The following is a 13,166-nucleotide window of genomic DNA, read 5'->3' on the forward strand; positions in this document are numbered from 1 at the left end:
CAGTGCGGCGTGGGCGGGCCGTGTCGAAGGGTTCGAACGGTGCGCTATGCTAGCCACTATGGCCAGCAAGCGAAATGCCGACGCCCCCGCCGCCGAACCGGCGCCGGACTCGGCCCTGCCCGATTTCGAGGCGGCGCTGGCCGAGCTCGAAGCGCTGGTCGAGCAGCTCGAACGCGGCGACGTGAGCCTCGAACACTCGCTGCGCGACTTCGAGCGCGGCGTGCAGCTCGCCCGCGGCTGCCAGACCGCGCTCAAGAACGCGGAACTGAAAGTCCAGCAACTGGTCGAGGCCAACGGCCAGCTGCGTCTTGAAGGTTTCGACCCGGCTGAATAAAGCCGCCGCAATGCAATCACTCGACGATTTTCTCGCCGCGGTGCGCGGGCGCAGCGAAGCCGTGCTCGACCGCCTGCTGCCGCCGCCCGACCTGCCCGTCGCGCGCCTGGCCGAAGCCATGCGCTACGCCGCGCTTGGCGGTGGCAAGCGCCTGCGCGCGGCGCTAGTGTACGCGACCGGCGAGGCGCTTGGTGTCGATTGGGCCCTGCTCGACGCGCCCGCCGCGGCGGTGGAGCTGATCCACGCCTATTCCCTGGCGCACGACGACCTGCCGGCGATGGACGACGACGACCTGCGCCGTGGCAAGCCGACCTGCCACCGCGCCTTCGACGAGGCGACCGCCATTTTGGCCGGCGATGCGCTGCAGACGCTCGCCTTTGAAGTGCTCGCGGGCGCCGACGCCATCGCGCCCGCGCAGCGGCTCGCCATGCTGCACGAGCTGGCCCACGCCAGCGGCGTGCGCGGCATGGCGGGCGGGCAGGCGCTCGATCTTGCCGCCGAAGGGAAAACGCTCACCCTGCCGGACCTCGAAACCGTGCACCGCGGCAAGACCGGCGCGCTGATTGTGGCGAGCGTGCGCCTGGGTGCGCTCGCTATGTTGGCGCCGGACGCACCGGAGCTTGTCGCGCTCGGCGAGTACGGGCAGGCACTCGGCCTGTGCTTTCAGATTCAGGACGACATCCTGGACGTCGAGGGCGACACCGCCACGCTCGGCAAGACCGCCGGGGCGGACATCGCCCGCGGCAAGGCGACCTATCCCGCGCTGCTGGGACTCGACGGCGCGCGCGAGCGTGCCCGGCAGCAACACGAGCGCGCCGTGGCGGCGCTCGCGTCGCTTGGGGCTCGTGCCGATCGTTTGGCGCAACTGGCCGCGTTCAGCGTCTCGCGCCGCGCCTGACCGCGGCCCTCACCCAGCGTGCATCGGCCCGCCGGGGTGATGGCCGGCGCCACTTGAGCGCGACCGGCCCGGGCGCGACACTCGGCTCACAAGCACAACGAGGAGAGCCGCCATGTCCGACAGCCACCCCATCGTCATCGAGTTCTTTCACGACTGCCTGTCGGCCTGGTGCTACAAGGCGTCGGAGCGCCTGCGCGCCTTCGCCGCCGCGCACCCGGACGTGCAGATGGTGCAGCGCTGCTACCCGCTGGCCGTGTCGCCCATGCTGTTCAACCGCCAGCTCTACGCCGACAAGCGCGAGGCCAAGCGCGACGTGGTGATGGTGCACTGGGCCGACGCGCGCGCCTTCGAGCCGGACCCGCGCATCAACTGCGAGCTGATGATGACGCGCGACTTCGACTACCCCTACTCGCTGCCGAACCAGCTCGGCGCCAAGGCGGCCGAGATGCAGGGCGGCCAGCGCGCGCACTGGGATTTCTTCGACCGCGTGCAGCGCGCGCACCTCACGGAGTGCCGCAACATCGCCGACTACGAGGTGCTGCGTGAGTGCGCGCAAGACATCGGCCTCGACGGCGCGCGCTGGCAGCACGACGTGTTCGGCGAGCACGCCCGGCAGATGCTGGCCGAGGACATCGAGCGCGCCGCCCGCTACGGCATCCTGCGCATCCCGGCGCTGGTCGGCGACGGCCGCCACGTGCTGGGCGGCATTCCGCGCTCCACGCTCGGCCACTGCCTGCGCGAGGAAGGCATCGAGACCTTCTACGACGACATCAAGCGCCGGCGCATGCTGGGCTATGGGCTGCCGGCGGCGGAGTGATGCGCACGCGCGACAGTGGTGAGACGTCGGATAAGGCGCCCCCGTCGCTGGTGCGGACACGGATAGGGCGGTGCCGATGATCGACCACGAGGTCGGCGTCACCTCGCGGCCGGTACGCATCCCGAAAATCGACAGCGATTACTTCGACGACGAGGCGCTGTAGACGCGCACGCACCGGGAGGCGGCATGGCGGAGCAGACTTTCAGCGGCCAGACGGCGCTGATCACCGGCAGCTCGCGCGGCATCGGCCGTGCCACGGCGCTGCTGCTGGCGGCGCGCGGTGCGGACATCGCGGTGCACTTTCGGCGCGACGAAGCCGCCGCGCAGGCGGTGTGCGAGGCGGTGCGCGCCAACGGCGTGCGGGCCGTCGCGGTGCGCGCGGATCTGCGCGATCAGGCGGCCGTGGCGGCAGCGGTGGATCAGGTCGGCGCGGCCTTCGGGCGCATCGACATGCTGGTCGCGAACGCCGCCTCCACGGCCTTCAAGCCGCTGCTGGAGCTGCAAGCGCACAACATCGGCATGACGCTCGACACCAGCGTGCAGGCGCTGCTGACGCTGGTGCGCGCCGCCGTGCCGCTGATGCGGGACCGCGCGGCGAGCATCGTCACCGTGTCCGGCTTCGACACGCTGCGTGCGCTGCCCGGGCACGGCCTGCTGGGTGCCGCGAAGGCAGCCGTGGAAACACTGACGCGGTACCTGGCGGCGGAACTCGCGCCGCTCGGCATCAATGCCAACTGCGTGGTGCCGGGCTTTGTCGCCACCGACTCGGCGCGCCTGTGGGCGGACACGCACGAGCCCGGCGGTTATGCGGCGGCGGCCGAGGACTGGGTGCGGCGCACGCCGGCCGGGCGGGTGGGCGAGGCGGACGACATCGCCCGCGTGATCGCGCTGCTGTGCTCGCCGGATGCGCGCTGGATCACCGGGCAGGCCATCGTGGCCGACGGCGGGCTGACCTTGCGCTAGCACGTTGAAAAATGCGCTGTCAATACGAATTGACACCGATCGGCCAATAACGCCGGCCTAGCCGAGTTTCGAATACTGCGCCCCACTGCCAATACGGCGATTGGGGCGACATGGCGTCGCCACCGCAACACGGGAAAGTGCGATGTCGAAACTCACGGCCCTGCTCTCGAAGGCTCAACTCGCGCTCGGCGGCGCGGTGCTGCTCACCGTATCCGCGGCCGGTCAGGCCATCACCGTCGACGGCAATCTCTCGGATTGGGGTTTGACCTTCAGCGGCCAGTCGTCCGACTGGACGACGACCCAGTCCGGCGTGCTGTCGGTGGTCGAGGACCAGAGCGGCGACAGTGGTGCCTTCCTCAGCCCCGGCTGGGGCGGCCAGGCCTACGACGCCGAGGCCATGTACATGACCTGGAACGCGAGCCATCTGTACGTGGCGATGGTCACCGGGCACAACCCGAGCACCAGTACAGGAGGCGGCAGCTACGGCCGCGGCGACTTCGCCTTCGACTTCAACCTCGACGGCACGTGGGATTTTGGTTTTGCCACAAAGAATCGTGCCGGCGGCGCCATTGCCAAGGGCAGCCTGTACAGCACCACCAACGCCAACTGGGCTTATGGCCTGTGGTCCAGCCCCAGCGTGCTGGGGCCGTCCACGGACGCGGTCGCGCTGACCGGCGGCACGCTGGCCGGCGTGGGCAGCCTCTTCATCTCGGATGTGCAGACCAACATGGGCGCCCTCGGCGGTAACCACTGGATCTACGAGCTGGCGATTCCGGTCAGCGCGTTCGCTGCGCTGTGGGACGCGCAGGGGCCGAACCAGGCCTTCGATCTCACCTGGACCATGCTGTGCGGGAACGACATCCTGCGCCTGGACCCTCCAGTCAGCAGCGTGCCGGTGCCGGGCACCGCGGGCCTGGCGCTGGTCGGCATGCTCGGGCTCGGCCTGCGGCGGCGCAGCCGCGGCTGAAGCCGCCCCGGCGGCCGCTCAGCGCGACCGCCGCTCGTCCAGGCGTCGGGCGAGGTCTTCCAGTATCAACTCGTACAGGCGGTCGCCCAGCACGGCGTCCTCGACGCCGGGGTCGACGTTGGGATTGTCGTTCACTTCGATGACCACCACGCGCTCGCCGAACTGCTTTATGTCGACGCCGTAGAAGCCGTCGCCGATCAGGTTGGCGGCCGCGAGCGCGGTCTTCACCACCGCTTCGGGCGCTTCCTCGACGGCCACCGTGCGCGCGCCGCCCTCGGTGAAATCGCCGCCGTCGCCGTGCTTGACGATCTGCCAGTGGTGCTTGGACATGAAGTACTGGCAGGCGAAGATCGGCTGGCGGTTCAGGATGCCGATGCGCCAGTCGAACTCGGTCGGCACGAATTCCTGCACCAGGATCAGGTCCGACTCGCGCAACAGCGCGCGCGCGTAGTGCTCGAACTGCTCGCGGTTGTCGGCCTTGTGCACGCCGCGCGAGAACGAGCCGTCCGGGATCTTCACCACCGCCGGGTAGGTGACCGCGTCCACCGGCAGGTTTTCGAGCTGGCCCTTCTGCAGCACGCGCGTGCGCGGCACCGGCACGCGGTTGGCGCTGAGCAACTCGTGCAGGTAGACCTTGTTGGTGCACTTGACGATCGAGTCCGGGTCGTCGATCACCGCCATGCCCTCGGCCTGCGCGCGCTTGGCGAAGCGGTAGGTGTGATGGTCGATGGCGGTGGTCTCGCGGATGAACAGCCCGTCGTATTCCGCCAGACGCCCGTAGTCCTGGCGCGTGATGAGGTCGATCGACAGATCCAGCTTCTTGCCCGCCCGGATGAACCGCTGCAGGCCGCGCGCGCTGGTCGGCGGCAGCTTCTCGGCCGGGTCGTGCAGGATGGCGATGTCGTAGCGGGCCGACTCGCGCACCTTGGGCGAGCGCCAGCGCTTGCTGACGTAGCTCTCGAACGCGCCGACGAACAGCGCCTGCGCATCCGCCGGCAGCGCGCCCAGCGACAGCGGCCGGATGGCGCTGATGCGCCACTTGCTGTCGTGCTCGAACTCGACCCGCAGCAGCGGGCACGGGAACAGGTCGAAGATTTCCTCGGCCAGATCCTGCAACGCCTCGTCCGCGCAGCGGCCGAAGTAGATGTCCATCTCGAACTCGCTGCGGCCGGCCTCGCGCGCGATGCGCCGCGACAACGAGCGGTGCACCTGGGCGTCCAGATCCTCCGCGCCCAGGCTGTAGATGGCCTTGGCCGACAGATCCGTGATGGCGCGCATGGCCGGGATCACGCGGTGCCGGCGCGCCTCTGCCAGCAGCGAGCAGTAGTAGCCGAGACTCAGATACCGGTAGCCGCGGCACAGGTTCAGCACGCGCACGTCGCGCAGCTTCTGGTACTCGGGCGTCGCCAGGTAGTCCTGCACGGTGACCACCATGGCGGGGGGGAAATGCGCCGGCCAGTCGCGCCGGTTCTCGACCACGATCAGATGAATCGACATCAGGTCCTCAGGAGGCGGCCACCGCCGGCAGGCGGGCGACTTCGGTGCGGTTACGCAGCACCAGCGCCGCCCGCTGGCCGGCCTTGCCGTAGCGGGCCATACGCAGGAAGTCCTTCTTCAGGATGGGCATGTTGATGCAGTCGGTGCGCGTCTTGCCCGCGTCTTCGTCGACGAACGGGTCGTGCACGTACACGTAGCGCTCGTCGAAGCCTGTGACCACCACCCAGTGCGGAAATTTCTCGCGGTAGATGCGGTACGAGCTGATCAGCACGATGGGAATGCCACCGGCGACGAACGCCGCCTGCAGGCGGTCCAGGCTGGCCCTGCCGCGGCGCAGCGGTACCGGCAGCGCGCGCAGTTGGTCGAGAAAGTCTTCCTGCACCAGCCGGATCACCACCTTCTTGTCCGGGCTGCGCACGGAGTCGACGAACAGCGCGCCCTCGTCGTTGACGAACACCTCCACGTCGAAACCGCGCTGCCAGGCGGCCAGCGCCAGGCCGTACGGCCCGCAGCCACCGTGGCCGGAGGTCATGAACACGGTGGTCGATTCGCGCCACAGGCGCAGTTCGAGCTTGCGGTTCAGTTGCAGGCGCGGGTCGAGCGCCTTCATGGCCATCATCAGCGCCGCCGGACCGCAGGTGAAATCGAGCGTCTGCCGGTAAAACGGCACCGGCACGCGGTCCGGCTTCAGGTGCGGCGCGAGCTCCTTCTCGTAGCGCAGCGCCTCGGCGTGGTCCTCGTAGTAATCCTCGTGCACGCCGAAGCGGCGGTAGCCGTGGCGTTCGTACAGCCGAATCGCCGCCGCGTTGTCGGGCCGCACTTCCAGACGCAGCGTCACGCAGTCGCGATCGAGGGCCGCCTGCTCGCAGGCGTCGAGCAGGCGCTGCCCGTAGCGGTGCCCGCGGCAGGCCGGATCGACCGCAAACGAGTACAACCGCCCGAGCGACGTGCCCTCGTGGAACAACACCATGCCGTAGCCGCCCACGCCGCCCCCGTGCTCGATGACCAGCGTCAGCGCACGGCCGCGCGTGAGCAAATGGCGAAAGCTGCGCCGGCTCAGGCGGTCGGTGTCGAAACAGCGCTCCTCGATGGCGACCAGCGCGTCCAGATCGTCGAGCGTGGCGGGTCGGATCATCGGCGGGCGCACGGGCGCGGATGGGATGAGGGGCATTGTACGGCGCCGCCCGGCAGGCACCGGCGATAACCGCCACGGCGCTGTGGGCTGCGCACCCGGCCGTAAACTCCCCGCCCATCGCCGGCCAGGGAAAACAACAACGTGACTCCGGAAGCCTTCATCAGGAAGTGGCGCCACGTCCAGACCAAGGAACGCGCCGCCGCCCAGGAGCACTTCATCGACCTGTGCCGGCTGCTCGGCGAACCGACCCCCAACGAGGCCGACCCGGCCGGCGACTGGTACGCCTTCGAGCGCGGCGCGCAGCGCACCGGCGCCGGGCGCGGCTGGGCGGACGTGTGGAAGCGCGGCCACTTCGGCTGGGAGTACAAGGGCAAGCACGCCAACCTCGACACGGCGCTGCGCCAGTTGCAGCTCTATGCGCTGGCGCTGGAATCGCCGCCGCTGCTGGTGGTGTGCGACCTTGACACCATCCGCATCCACACCGCGTTTACCAACGCCGTGCAGGAAACGCACGTCGTCGCGCTGGACGATCTGGCCGACCCGCAGGCGCGGCAGGTTCTGAAGTGGCTGTTCACCGACCCCGAGCGCCTGCGCCCCGGCCGCACGCGCAGCGACATCACCGAGCGCGCCGCGGCACGCCTGGGCACGCTGGCCGCCACGCTGCGCGCACGCGGGCACGAGCCGCACGCCGTGGCGCATTTCCTGAACAAGCTGCTGTTCTGCCTGTTTGCGGAAGATGCCGATCTGCTGCCGCGGGCGCTCCTGCAGCGCCTGCTGGAAAGCGGCCACAAGAACCCGCAGCACCTGCCCGCGCTGCTCGGCCAGTTGTTCGGCGCCATGCGTCAGGGCGGGCCGTTCGGCGCCGACATCATCGACTGGTTCAACGGCGGCCTGTTCGACGGCGACGAGGTGGTGCCGCTGCAAGCCGCGGACGTCGCCACGCTGCTGGAACTCGCGCGGCTTGACTGGTCGCAGGTGGAGCCGGCCATCTTCGGCACGCTGTTCGAGCGCGGTCTCGACCCCGACAAGCGCGCCCAGCTCGGCGCCCACTACACGGACCCGGAGTCCATCCTGCGGCTGGTGGACCCGGTCATCGTGCAGCCGCTGCTGCGGGAGTGGGCGCAAGTGCGCGATCGCATCGCCGCGCTCATGCAAAAGGCCGACGCGGCCCAAAAGTCCGCCGCCGCCAAGCTGCGCACCGACGCCCAGCAGACGCTGCGCGGGTACCTGGAGCGGCTCACCGCCTACCGCGTGCTGGACCCGGCCTGCGGCTCCGGCAACTTTCTGTACCTCGCGCTGCGGGCGCTGAAGGACGTCGAACACCGCGCCATCGTGGAGGGCGAGGCGCTGGGTCTCGCGCGCGAGTTCCCGCGCGTCGGCCCGGAGTGCGTGCGCGGCATTGAACTCAACCCCTACGCCGCCGAGCTCGCCCGCGTCACCGTCTGGATCGGCGAAATCCAGTGGATGCTGGCGCACGGCCTGAGCCTGTCGCGCAGCCCCATCCTGAAACCGCTCGACACCATCCAGCAGCGCGACGCCCTGCTGAACGCGGACGGCAGCGAGGCCGACTGGCCGCCGGCGGACGCCATCGTCGGCAACCCGCCGTTTCTTGGTGGCAGCAAGAAGCGTCGCGAGCTTGGCGATGACTATTTCGCCCGCCTATCGGCTGTCTACAAAGGCCGCGTGCCCGATGGCGCTGACCTTGTCACCTACTGGTTCGAGAAGGCGCGGGCGCAGATCGCCGCCGGGCAGGCGCGCGCGGCCGGCCTGGTCGCCACCAATTCGATTCGCGGCGGCGCCAACCGCAAGGTACTGGAGCGCGTGCTGGCCGACACGCCCATCTTCAACGCCTGGTCCGATGAACCGTGGGTGAACGAAGGCGCCGCCGTGCGGGTAAGTCTGGTGTGCTTCGGCGGCCACGCCGATGGCGTAATGCTTGACGGTGCACCGGCAGCGACGATCCACGCTGACCTTACGTCCGGTGCAGGGCTCGACCTGACTCAAGCCAAGCCGCTCGTTGAGAACGCAGACACGAGTTTTCAGGGCTCGCAGAAAATTGGCGCTTTTGATATTCCCGGCGAACTGGCCCGGCGATGGCTGCCATTGCCCAACCCCAATGGTCGTCCCAATTCGGATGTGCTCAAGCTGAGTTGGAACGGCTTGGACGTCACACGCCGGCCGCGTGATGGCTGGATTATCGATTTCGGCACCGCCATGCCTGAAGCAGCAGCCGCGCTATACGAGGCGCCGTTTCAGTATGTGATAGAGCACGTCAAGCCAGAGCGAGAGACAAACGGCGACACGGTCGTACGAATCAACTGGTGGAGGCATGGTCGGCCGCGCCCTGAAATGCGCAGGGCGCTAGCGGTCTTGACGCGCTACATCGCAACGCCACACGTAGCCAAGCACCGCACATTCGTCTGGATGGATGCGTTGATCCTGCCGGACAAAATGCTCATCGCCATCGCCCGCGACGACGACGTCACCTTCGGCATCCTGCACTCGCGCTTTCACGAACTGTGGGCGCTGCGCATGGGCACGAGTCTGGAAGACCGCCCGCGCTACACCCCCACCACCTGCTTCGAAACCTTCCCCTTCCCGGACGGCCTGACGCCGAACCTCGCCCCGGCCGACTACGCGAACCCGCACGCCGCGGCCATCGCCGCCGCCGCGCAGGAACTCACGCGCCTGCGCGACACGTGGCTGAACCCGCCCCAGTGGACCCAGCGCGAGCCGGAAGTGGTGCCGGGCTATCCGGACCGCATCCTGCCGCGGCCGGGCTTCGAAGCGGAACTGAAAAAACGCACCCTCACCAACCTCTACAACGCCCGCCCGGCGTGGCTCGCCAACGCCCACCGCGCGCTGGATGCCGCCGTCGCCGCCGCCTACGGCTGGCCGGCCGACCTCGACGACGCTGACGTGCTCGCGCGCCTGCTGGCGCTGAACCTCAGCCGCGCCGGCCGCAACCTGTAGCTACGGCAGCCGCTCACGCGGCGGAATCGGCGCGTCGTTGGGCTGCAGGCGGCTTACCGCCGCCACGACGGCCGCCCAGACCTCGGGATCCCGCAGCAGGGGTATTTCCTTCGCCATCGCGTGGCTGAGTTCGCCCTGGTTCTGCTCGATCGATCGCAGCACCCGATCAGCCTGCTGGTCCGGCATCTCGACGATTTCCTTCAGCGCCGCCCGCGCCCGCACGTGCCACTGCAGGTAGCGCGATTCGGCCCGCATCTGCTCCCGGAGCGTGCGCGTCAGGATGCGGGACACGAAGACCACGTGCGGCCCAAGGTCGGGGTAGCGCCACACGGGCCGAGCGAGGTCGTCGCCGGTGAACTCGAAATTCGAGGTCACGCCATCTGCATAGGTGGCAGTGGCGGGGTTGAAGGCCACCCGGTCCCGCAGGTGCGCCATCAGCGGCCCGGACACGGCGTCCAGCACCTGGTCGTAGGCCCGCCGTTCCGCGGCATCCTCGGTGATGGCCGCCGACACGGGCAGGATGACCGGCTCGGGAATGGCGCCATCGCGCCGCAGCAGGTCGTTGATGAGAAAACGGTGCATGCGGCCGTTGCCGTCCGCGAGCGGATGGATGTAGACGGAGCCGAACGCCGCCACCGCGGCACGCAGCACGGCCGACTGACCCTGCGTGCGCTCCAGGAATACCTGCAGGCCGTGCAGCATGGCCGGTACATCCGCGGCCGGTGGCGCCACGTAATGCACGTGGTTCTGGAACCGCACCGTCTGCCCGACGAAAACGGGTGACTGGCGGATGCCGAACCGCGCCAGCGTGGTTCTGTCACCCAGGATGTCCCGCTGCAACGGCGCCAGCGCGGCGTCCGTGAGTGGCAGCGCACCCTGCCCGGTGCGCCGCGCCATCACGTCCGCGAAACGCTGGATGCGACTGGCCTGGTCGGCCTCCCCCTCGATGGCGAAGCTCGCCCGGCTCTCGCGCAGCGTCAGCCACACCGCGGCCCGCAGCAGGAGGTCCGCGCCGAACTCGGCGGTCAATTCGGCGAACAGCCGCGGCAGGTCGAGCGCAGCGGCCTGCACGACCGCGTCGGTCCTGACCAAGGTCGGGCAAAAGTGGCGCGTCCCGGGCAGGTTGTCGTTCACCCGCCAGCGCCGCACCTTGACCGCCCGGCCCGGCGAGGCGGCGACCTGCCGGGCGTCGTCGATCGCGTCGACATAGTTGCCGCCCAGGGCATCGGGCACCTGCAACGTGTCGTCGGTCAGCCACTCGTAGAGGAACGCGGCCCGGCGGGCGTATTGCCCGGTCGGCTCGGCCGCTACCCAGGCCTGGACGAAGGCCGGCCCGGAACGCGCGAACAGGCGGGCCAGGGATTCGAGGTGCGGCACCTCGTGCCGCAGATGGAACTGCAGGTGCGCGGCGGGCTCCGCGGCCGGACGCATTGCTGCGGGATAGGTTTCGAGCCGATGGCCGTCCTGGACGACGGTCGCCCGCCGACCACCGACCCGGCTCAGCACCGGCAAGCGGGCCAGCGGTTCAACCGCGAAGGCACGCGCCAACCACGCGGCGCCAATGGGATCGGCGGGCAGATCGGCCATCACGTTTTCCGCGTCGGGCTGCACCGAATCGATTATAGGCGCGCAGAAATGATTAGAAATTAATACGCGCGACCAATATCGATTCAAGCGGGGCAGCAAAGCGCCCTGAGCGATGTGGCTTCAATGCGTTGAAATGGTGGCCAGGGGCGGAATCGAACCACCGACACGTGGATTTTCAGTCCACTGCTCTACCGACTGAGCTACCTGGCCGGGCGTGACGCCCGCGCGTCGTGGGTGGTGCCGGGGCACCGGGCGCGCGGGGTGCGTATTAGATGCGGCGGCTTGGCGGCGCGTCAAGGCGCGCTACCATCCCGCCCCTGTTTGCGGCCGATGCCGCGCCGCCGCACCCCCCCGGGAACTGACATGCGCATCCTGCACACCATGCTGCGAGTGGGCGATCTGGATCGCTCGATTGCGTTCTACACCGACGTGCTCGGCATGAAGCTCGTGTCGCGCAGCGACTTTCCGGGTGGGCGCTTCACGCTGGCGTTTGTCGGGTACGAGGACGACGCCGCGGCGAGCCCGGCGGCGGCGAGAACCCCGCTGATCGAGCTGACGCACAACTGGGACACGCCAGCGTATGAGCTCGGCAACGGCTTCGGCCACGTGGCGGTCGAGGTGGACGATGCCTACGCCATGTGCGACGCCATCAAGGCGCGCGGCGGCCGGGTGGTGCGCGAGGCCGGGCCCATGCAGCACGGCACGACGGTGATCGCGTTTGCCGAAGACCCGGACGGGTACCGGGTCGAGCTGATCCAGAAGCACGCCTGAACCGCCGTGAATCCCGGTTTCGCCGCCCTGCAACCGTACCCGTTCGAGCGCCTGCGGGGTCTGCTGGCGGACGTACCGCCCGCGCCCGGCCTGGCGCCGATTGATCTATCCATCGGCGAGCCGCGCCACGCGCCGCCGGCCTTCATCCGCGACACGCTGATCGCCAATCTCGACGGCCTCGGCCGGTACCCGAAAACGGCCGGTTCCGACGCACTGCGCGCGTCGATCGCCGCCTGGCTCACCCGCCGGCACGGCCTGCCGGCCGGTGCCGTCGATCCGGCGCGGCACGTGCTGCCGGTCAGCGGCACGCGCGAGGCGCTGTTCGCCATCGCGCAGTGCGTGGTGGACCGCGCGCCCGGCGCGCGCGTGGCAATGCCGAACCCGTTCTACCAAATCTACGAGGGCGCGGCGCTGCTGGCCGGTGCCGCGCCGCTGTACATCCCCTGCGCCGCGGATGCCGACTACGCGCCGGACTTCGCTGCCGTGCCGGACAGCGTGTGGCGCAAGGTGCAACTGCTGTACATCTGCTCGCCGCACAACCCGACCGGGCGCGTGCTGGCGCTGCCGCAGTTCACGCAGCTCATCGAGCTTGCGCAGCGGCACGACTTCGTCATCGCGTCCGACGAGTGCTATTCCGAGATTTATCCGGACGATGCGGCGCCGCCGGTCGGCATCCTCGCCGCCTGCCGGGCGCTGGGGCTGGATGGCTTCGACCGGTGCCTCGTGTTCCAGAGCCTGTCGAAGCGCTCCAGCGTGCCGGGGCTGCGCTCGGGCTTCGTGGCCGGCGACGCGCGGCTCATCGAGCGCTTTGGCCTGTACCGCACCTACCACGGCTGCGCGCTGCCGCAGTACGTGCAGGCGGCAAGCGCCGCCGCCTGGGCGGACGAGGCGCACGTGGCCGACAGCCGCGCGCTGTACCGGCGCAAGCTCGCCGCGGCGGTGGCGGCACTCGGCGGGCGCGTCGCGCTGCCCCAGGGCGGCTTTTGCCTGTGGCTGCCGGTGCCGGGCGGCGACGACCTCGCCTTCACCCGCCGCCTGTACGGTGAATTCAACCTGCGCGTGCTGCCCGGCAGCTACCTCGCCCGCGCCGACGCGGGCCAGAATCCCGGCGCGGGCCACGTGCGTCTGGCGCTGGTGGCCGACGAGGCCGACTGCGCGCAGGCCACAGCGCGGCTCGCCCAGGCGCTGGCGGCCTGAAGCTCATCCGTTTTTTTGTATCTCGAA

Annotated in this window: 11 protein-coding genes and 1 tRNA gene; 8 read left to right on the forward strand and 4 right to left on the reverse strand. The window is 69.6% G+C overall.

Going from position 1 to position 13,166, the window contains the following annotated elements; genetic code table 11:
- The first annotated feature begins 58 nt into the window (after nucleotides 1-58).
- The 5 genes from AB7F93_RS07065 (at nucleotide 59) to AB7F93_RS07085 (ending at nucleotide 3,979) form a co-directional block, all read left to right on the forward strand.
- Complete coding sequence (locus tag AB7F93_RS07065) at nucleotides 59-334, forward strand: exodeoxyribonuclease VII small subunit (protein ID WP_428302187.1); 276 nt, start codon at nucleotides 59-61, stop codon at nucleotides 332-334.
- Nucleotides 335-344: 10 nt separating this feature from the next.
- The gene (gene ispA, locus AB7F93_RS07070; protein ID WP_428302188.1) at nucleotides 345-1,232 is read left to right on the forward strand and encodes a (2E,6E)-farnesyl diphosphate synthase; all 888 of its coding nucleotides are present in this window, start codon (nucleotides 345-347) and stop codon (nucleotides 1,230-1,232) included.
- 112 nt (nucleotides 1,233-1,344) lie between these two features.
- Nucleotides 1,345-2,049: a DsbA family oxidoreductase gene (locus AB7F93_RS07075; RefSeq protein WP_428302189.1), complete on the forward strand. Its 705-nt coding sequence runs from the start codon at nucleotides 1,345-1,347 to the stop codon at nucleotides 2,047-2,049.
- Nucleotides 2,050-2,235: 186 nt separating this feature from the next.
- The gene (locus tag AB7F93_RS07080; RefSeq protein ID WP_428302190.1) at nucleotides 2,236-3,012 is read left to right on the forward strand and encodes an SDR family oxidoreductase; all 777 of its coding nucleotides are present in this window, start codon (nucleotides 2,236-2,238) and stop codon (nucleotides 3,010-3,012) included.
- A 142-nt stretch (nucleotides 3,013-3,154) separates the two neighbouring features.
- The gene (locus AB7F93_RS07085; protein ID WP_428302191.1) at nucleotides 3,155-3,979 is read left to right on the forward strand and encodes a hypothetical protein; all 825 of its coding nucleotides are present in this window, start codon (nucleotides 3,155-3,157) and stop codon (nucleotides 3,977-3,979) included.
- Nucleotides 3,980-3,997: 18 nt separating this feature from the next.
- On the opposite strand, the gene AB7F93_RS07090 is transcribed toward AB7F93_RS07085, so the two are convergent.
- A complete protein-coding gene (locus tag AB7F93_RS07090) occupies nucleotides 3,998-5,476 on the reverse strand; it encodes a RimK family protein (RefSeq protein ID WP_428302192.1) in 1,479 nt (492 codons plus the stop codon).
- A gap of 7 nt (nucleotides 5,477-5,483) precedes the next feature.
- Entirely contained in the window at nucleotides 5,484-6,611 is a 1,128-nt protein-coding gene (locus AB7F93_RS07095) for a GNAT family N-acetyltransferase/peptidase C39 family protein (RefSeq protein ID WP_428302193.1), read from the reverse strand.
- A gap of 141 nt (nucleotides 6,612-6,752) precedes the next feature.
- On the opposite strand from AB7F93_RS07095, the gene AB7F93_RS07100 reads away from it, so the two are divergent.
- A complete protein-coding gene (locus tag AB7F93_RS07100) occupies nucleotides 6,753-9,584 on the forward strand; it encodes a class I SAM-dependent DNA methyltransferase (RefSeq protein WP_428302194.1) in 2,832 nt (943 codons plus the stop codon).
- On the opposite strand, the gene AB7F93_RS07105 is transcribed toward AB7F93_RS07100, so the two are convergent.
- Both AB7F93_RS07105 and AB7F93_RS07110 read right to left on the reverse strand, forming a co-directional pair.
- Nucleotides 9,585-11,171, reverse strand: a complete 1,587-nt coding sequence (locus tag AB7F93_RS07105) for a Fic family protein (RefSeq protein ID WP_428302261.1) — start codon at nucleotides 11,169-11,171, stop codon at nucleotides 9,585-9,587.
- 134 nt (nucleotides 11,172-11,305) lie between these two features.
- Nucleotides 11,306-11,381: transfer RNA gene (locus AB7F93_RS07110), tRNA-Phe, on the reverse strand.
- 153 nt (nucleotides 11,382-11,534) lie between these two features.
- On the opposite strand from AB7F93_RS07110, the gene gloA reads away from it, so the two are divergent.
- Nucleotides 11,535-11,942, forward strand: coding sequence for a lactoylglutathione lyase (gene gloA, locus AB7F93_RS07115; protein WP_428302195.1), 408 nt, complete (start codon nucleotides 11,535-11,537; stop codon nucleotides 11,940-11,942).
- A 6-nt stretch (nucleotides 11,943-11,948) separates the two neighbouring features.
- On the forward strand, nucleotides 11,949-13,139 hold the full coding sequence (gene dapC, locus AB7F93_RS07120) for a succinyldiaminopimelate transaminase (protein ID WP_428302196.1): 1,191 nt from the start codon (nucleotides 11,949-11,951) through the stop codon (nucleotides 13,137-13,139).
- The last annotated feature ends 27 nt before the right edge of the window (nucleotides 13,140-13,166 follow it).

The sequence above is a fragment of the Immundisolibacter sp. genome (genome assembly GCF_050250495.1).
In the GTDB taxonomy this organism is placed as follows: Bacteria; Pseudomonadota; Gammaproteobacteria; order Immundisolibacterales; family Immundisolibacteraceae; genus Immundisolibacter.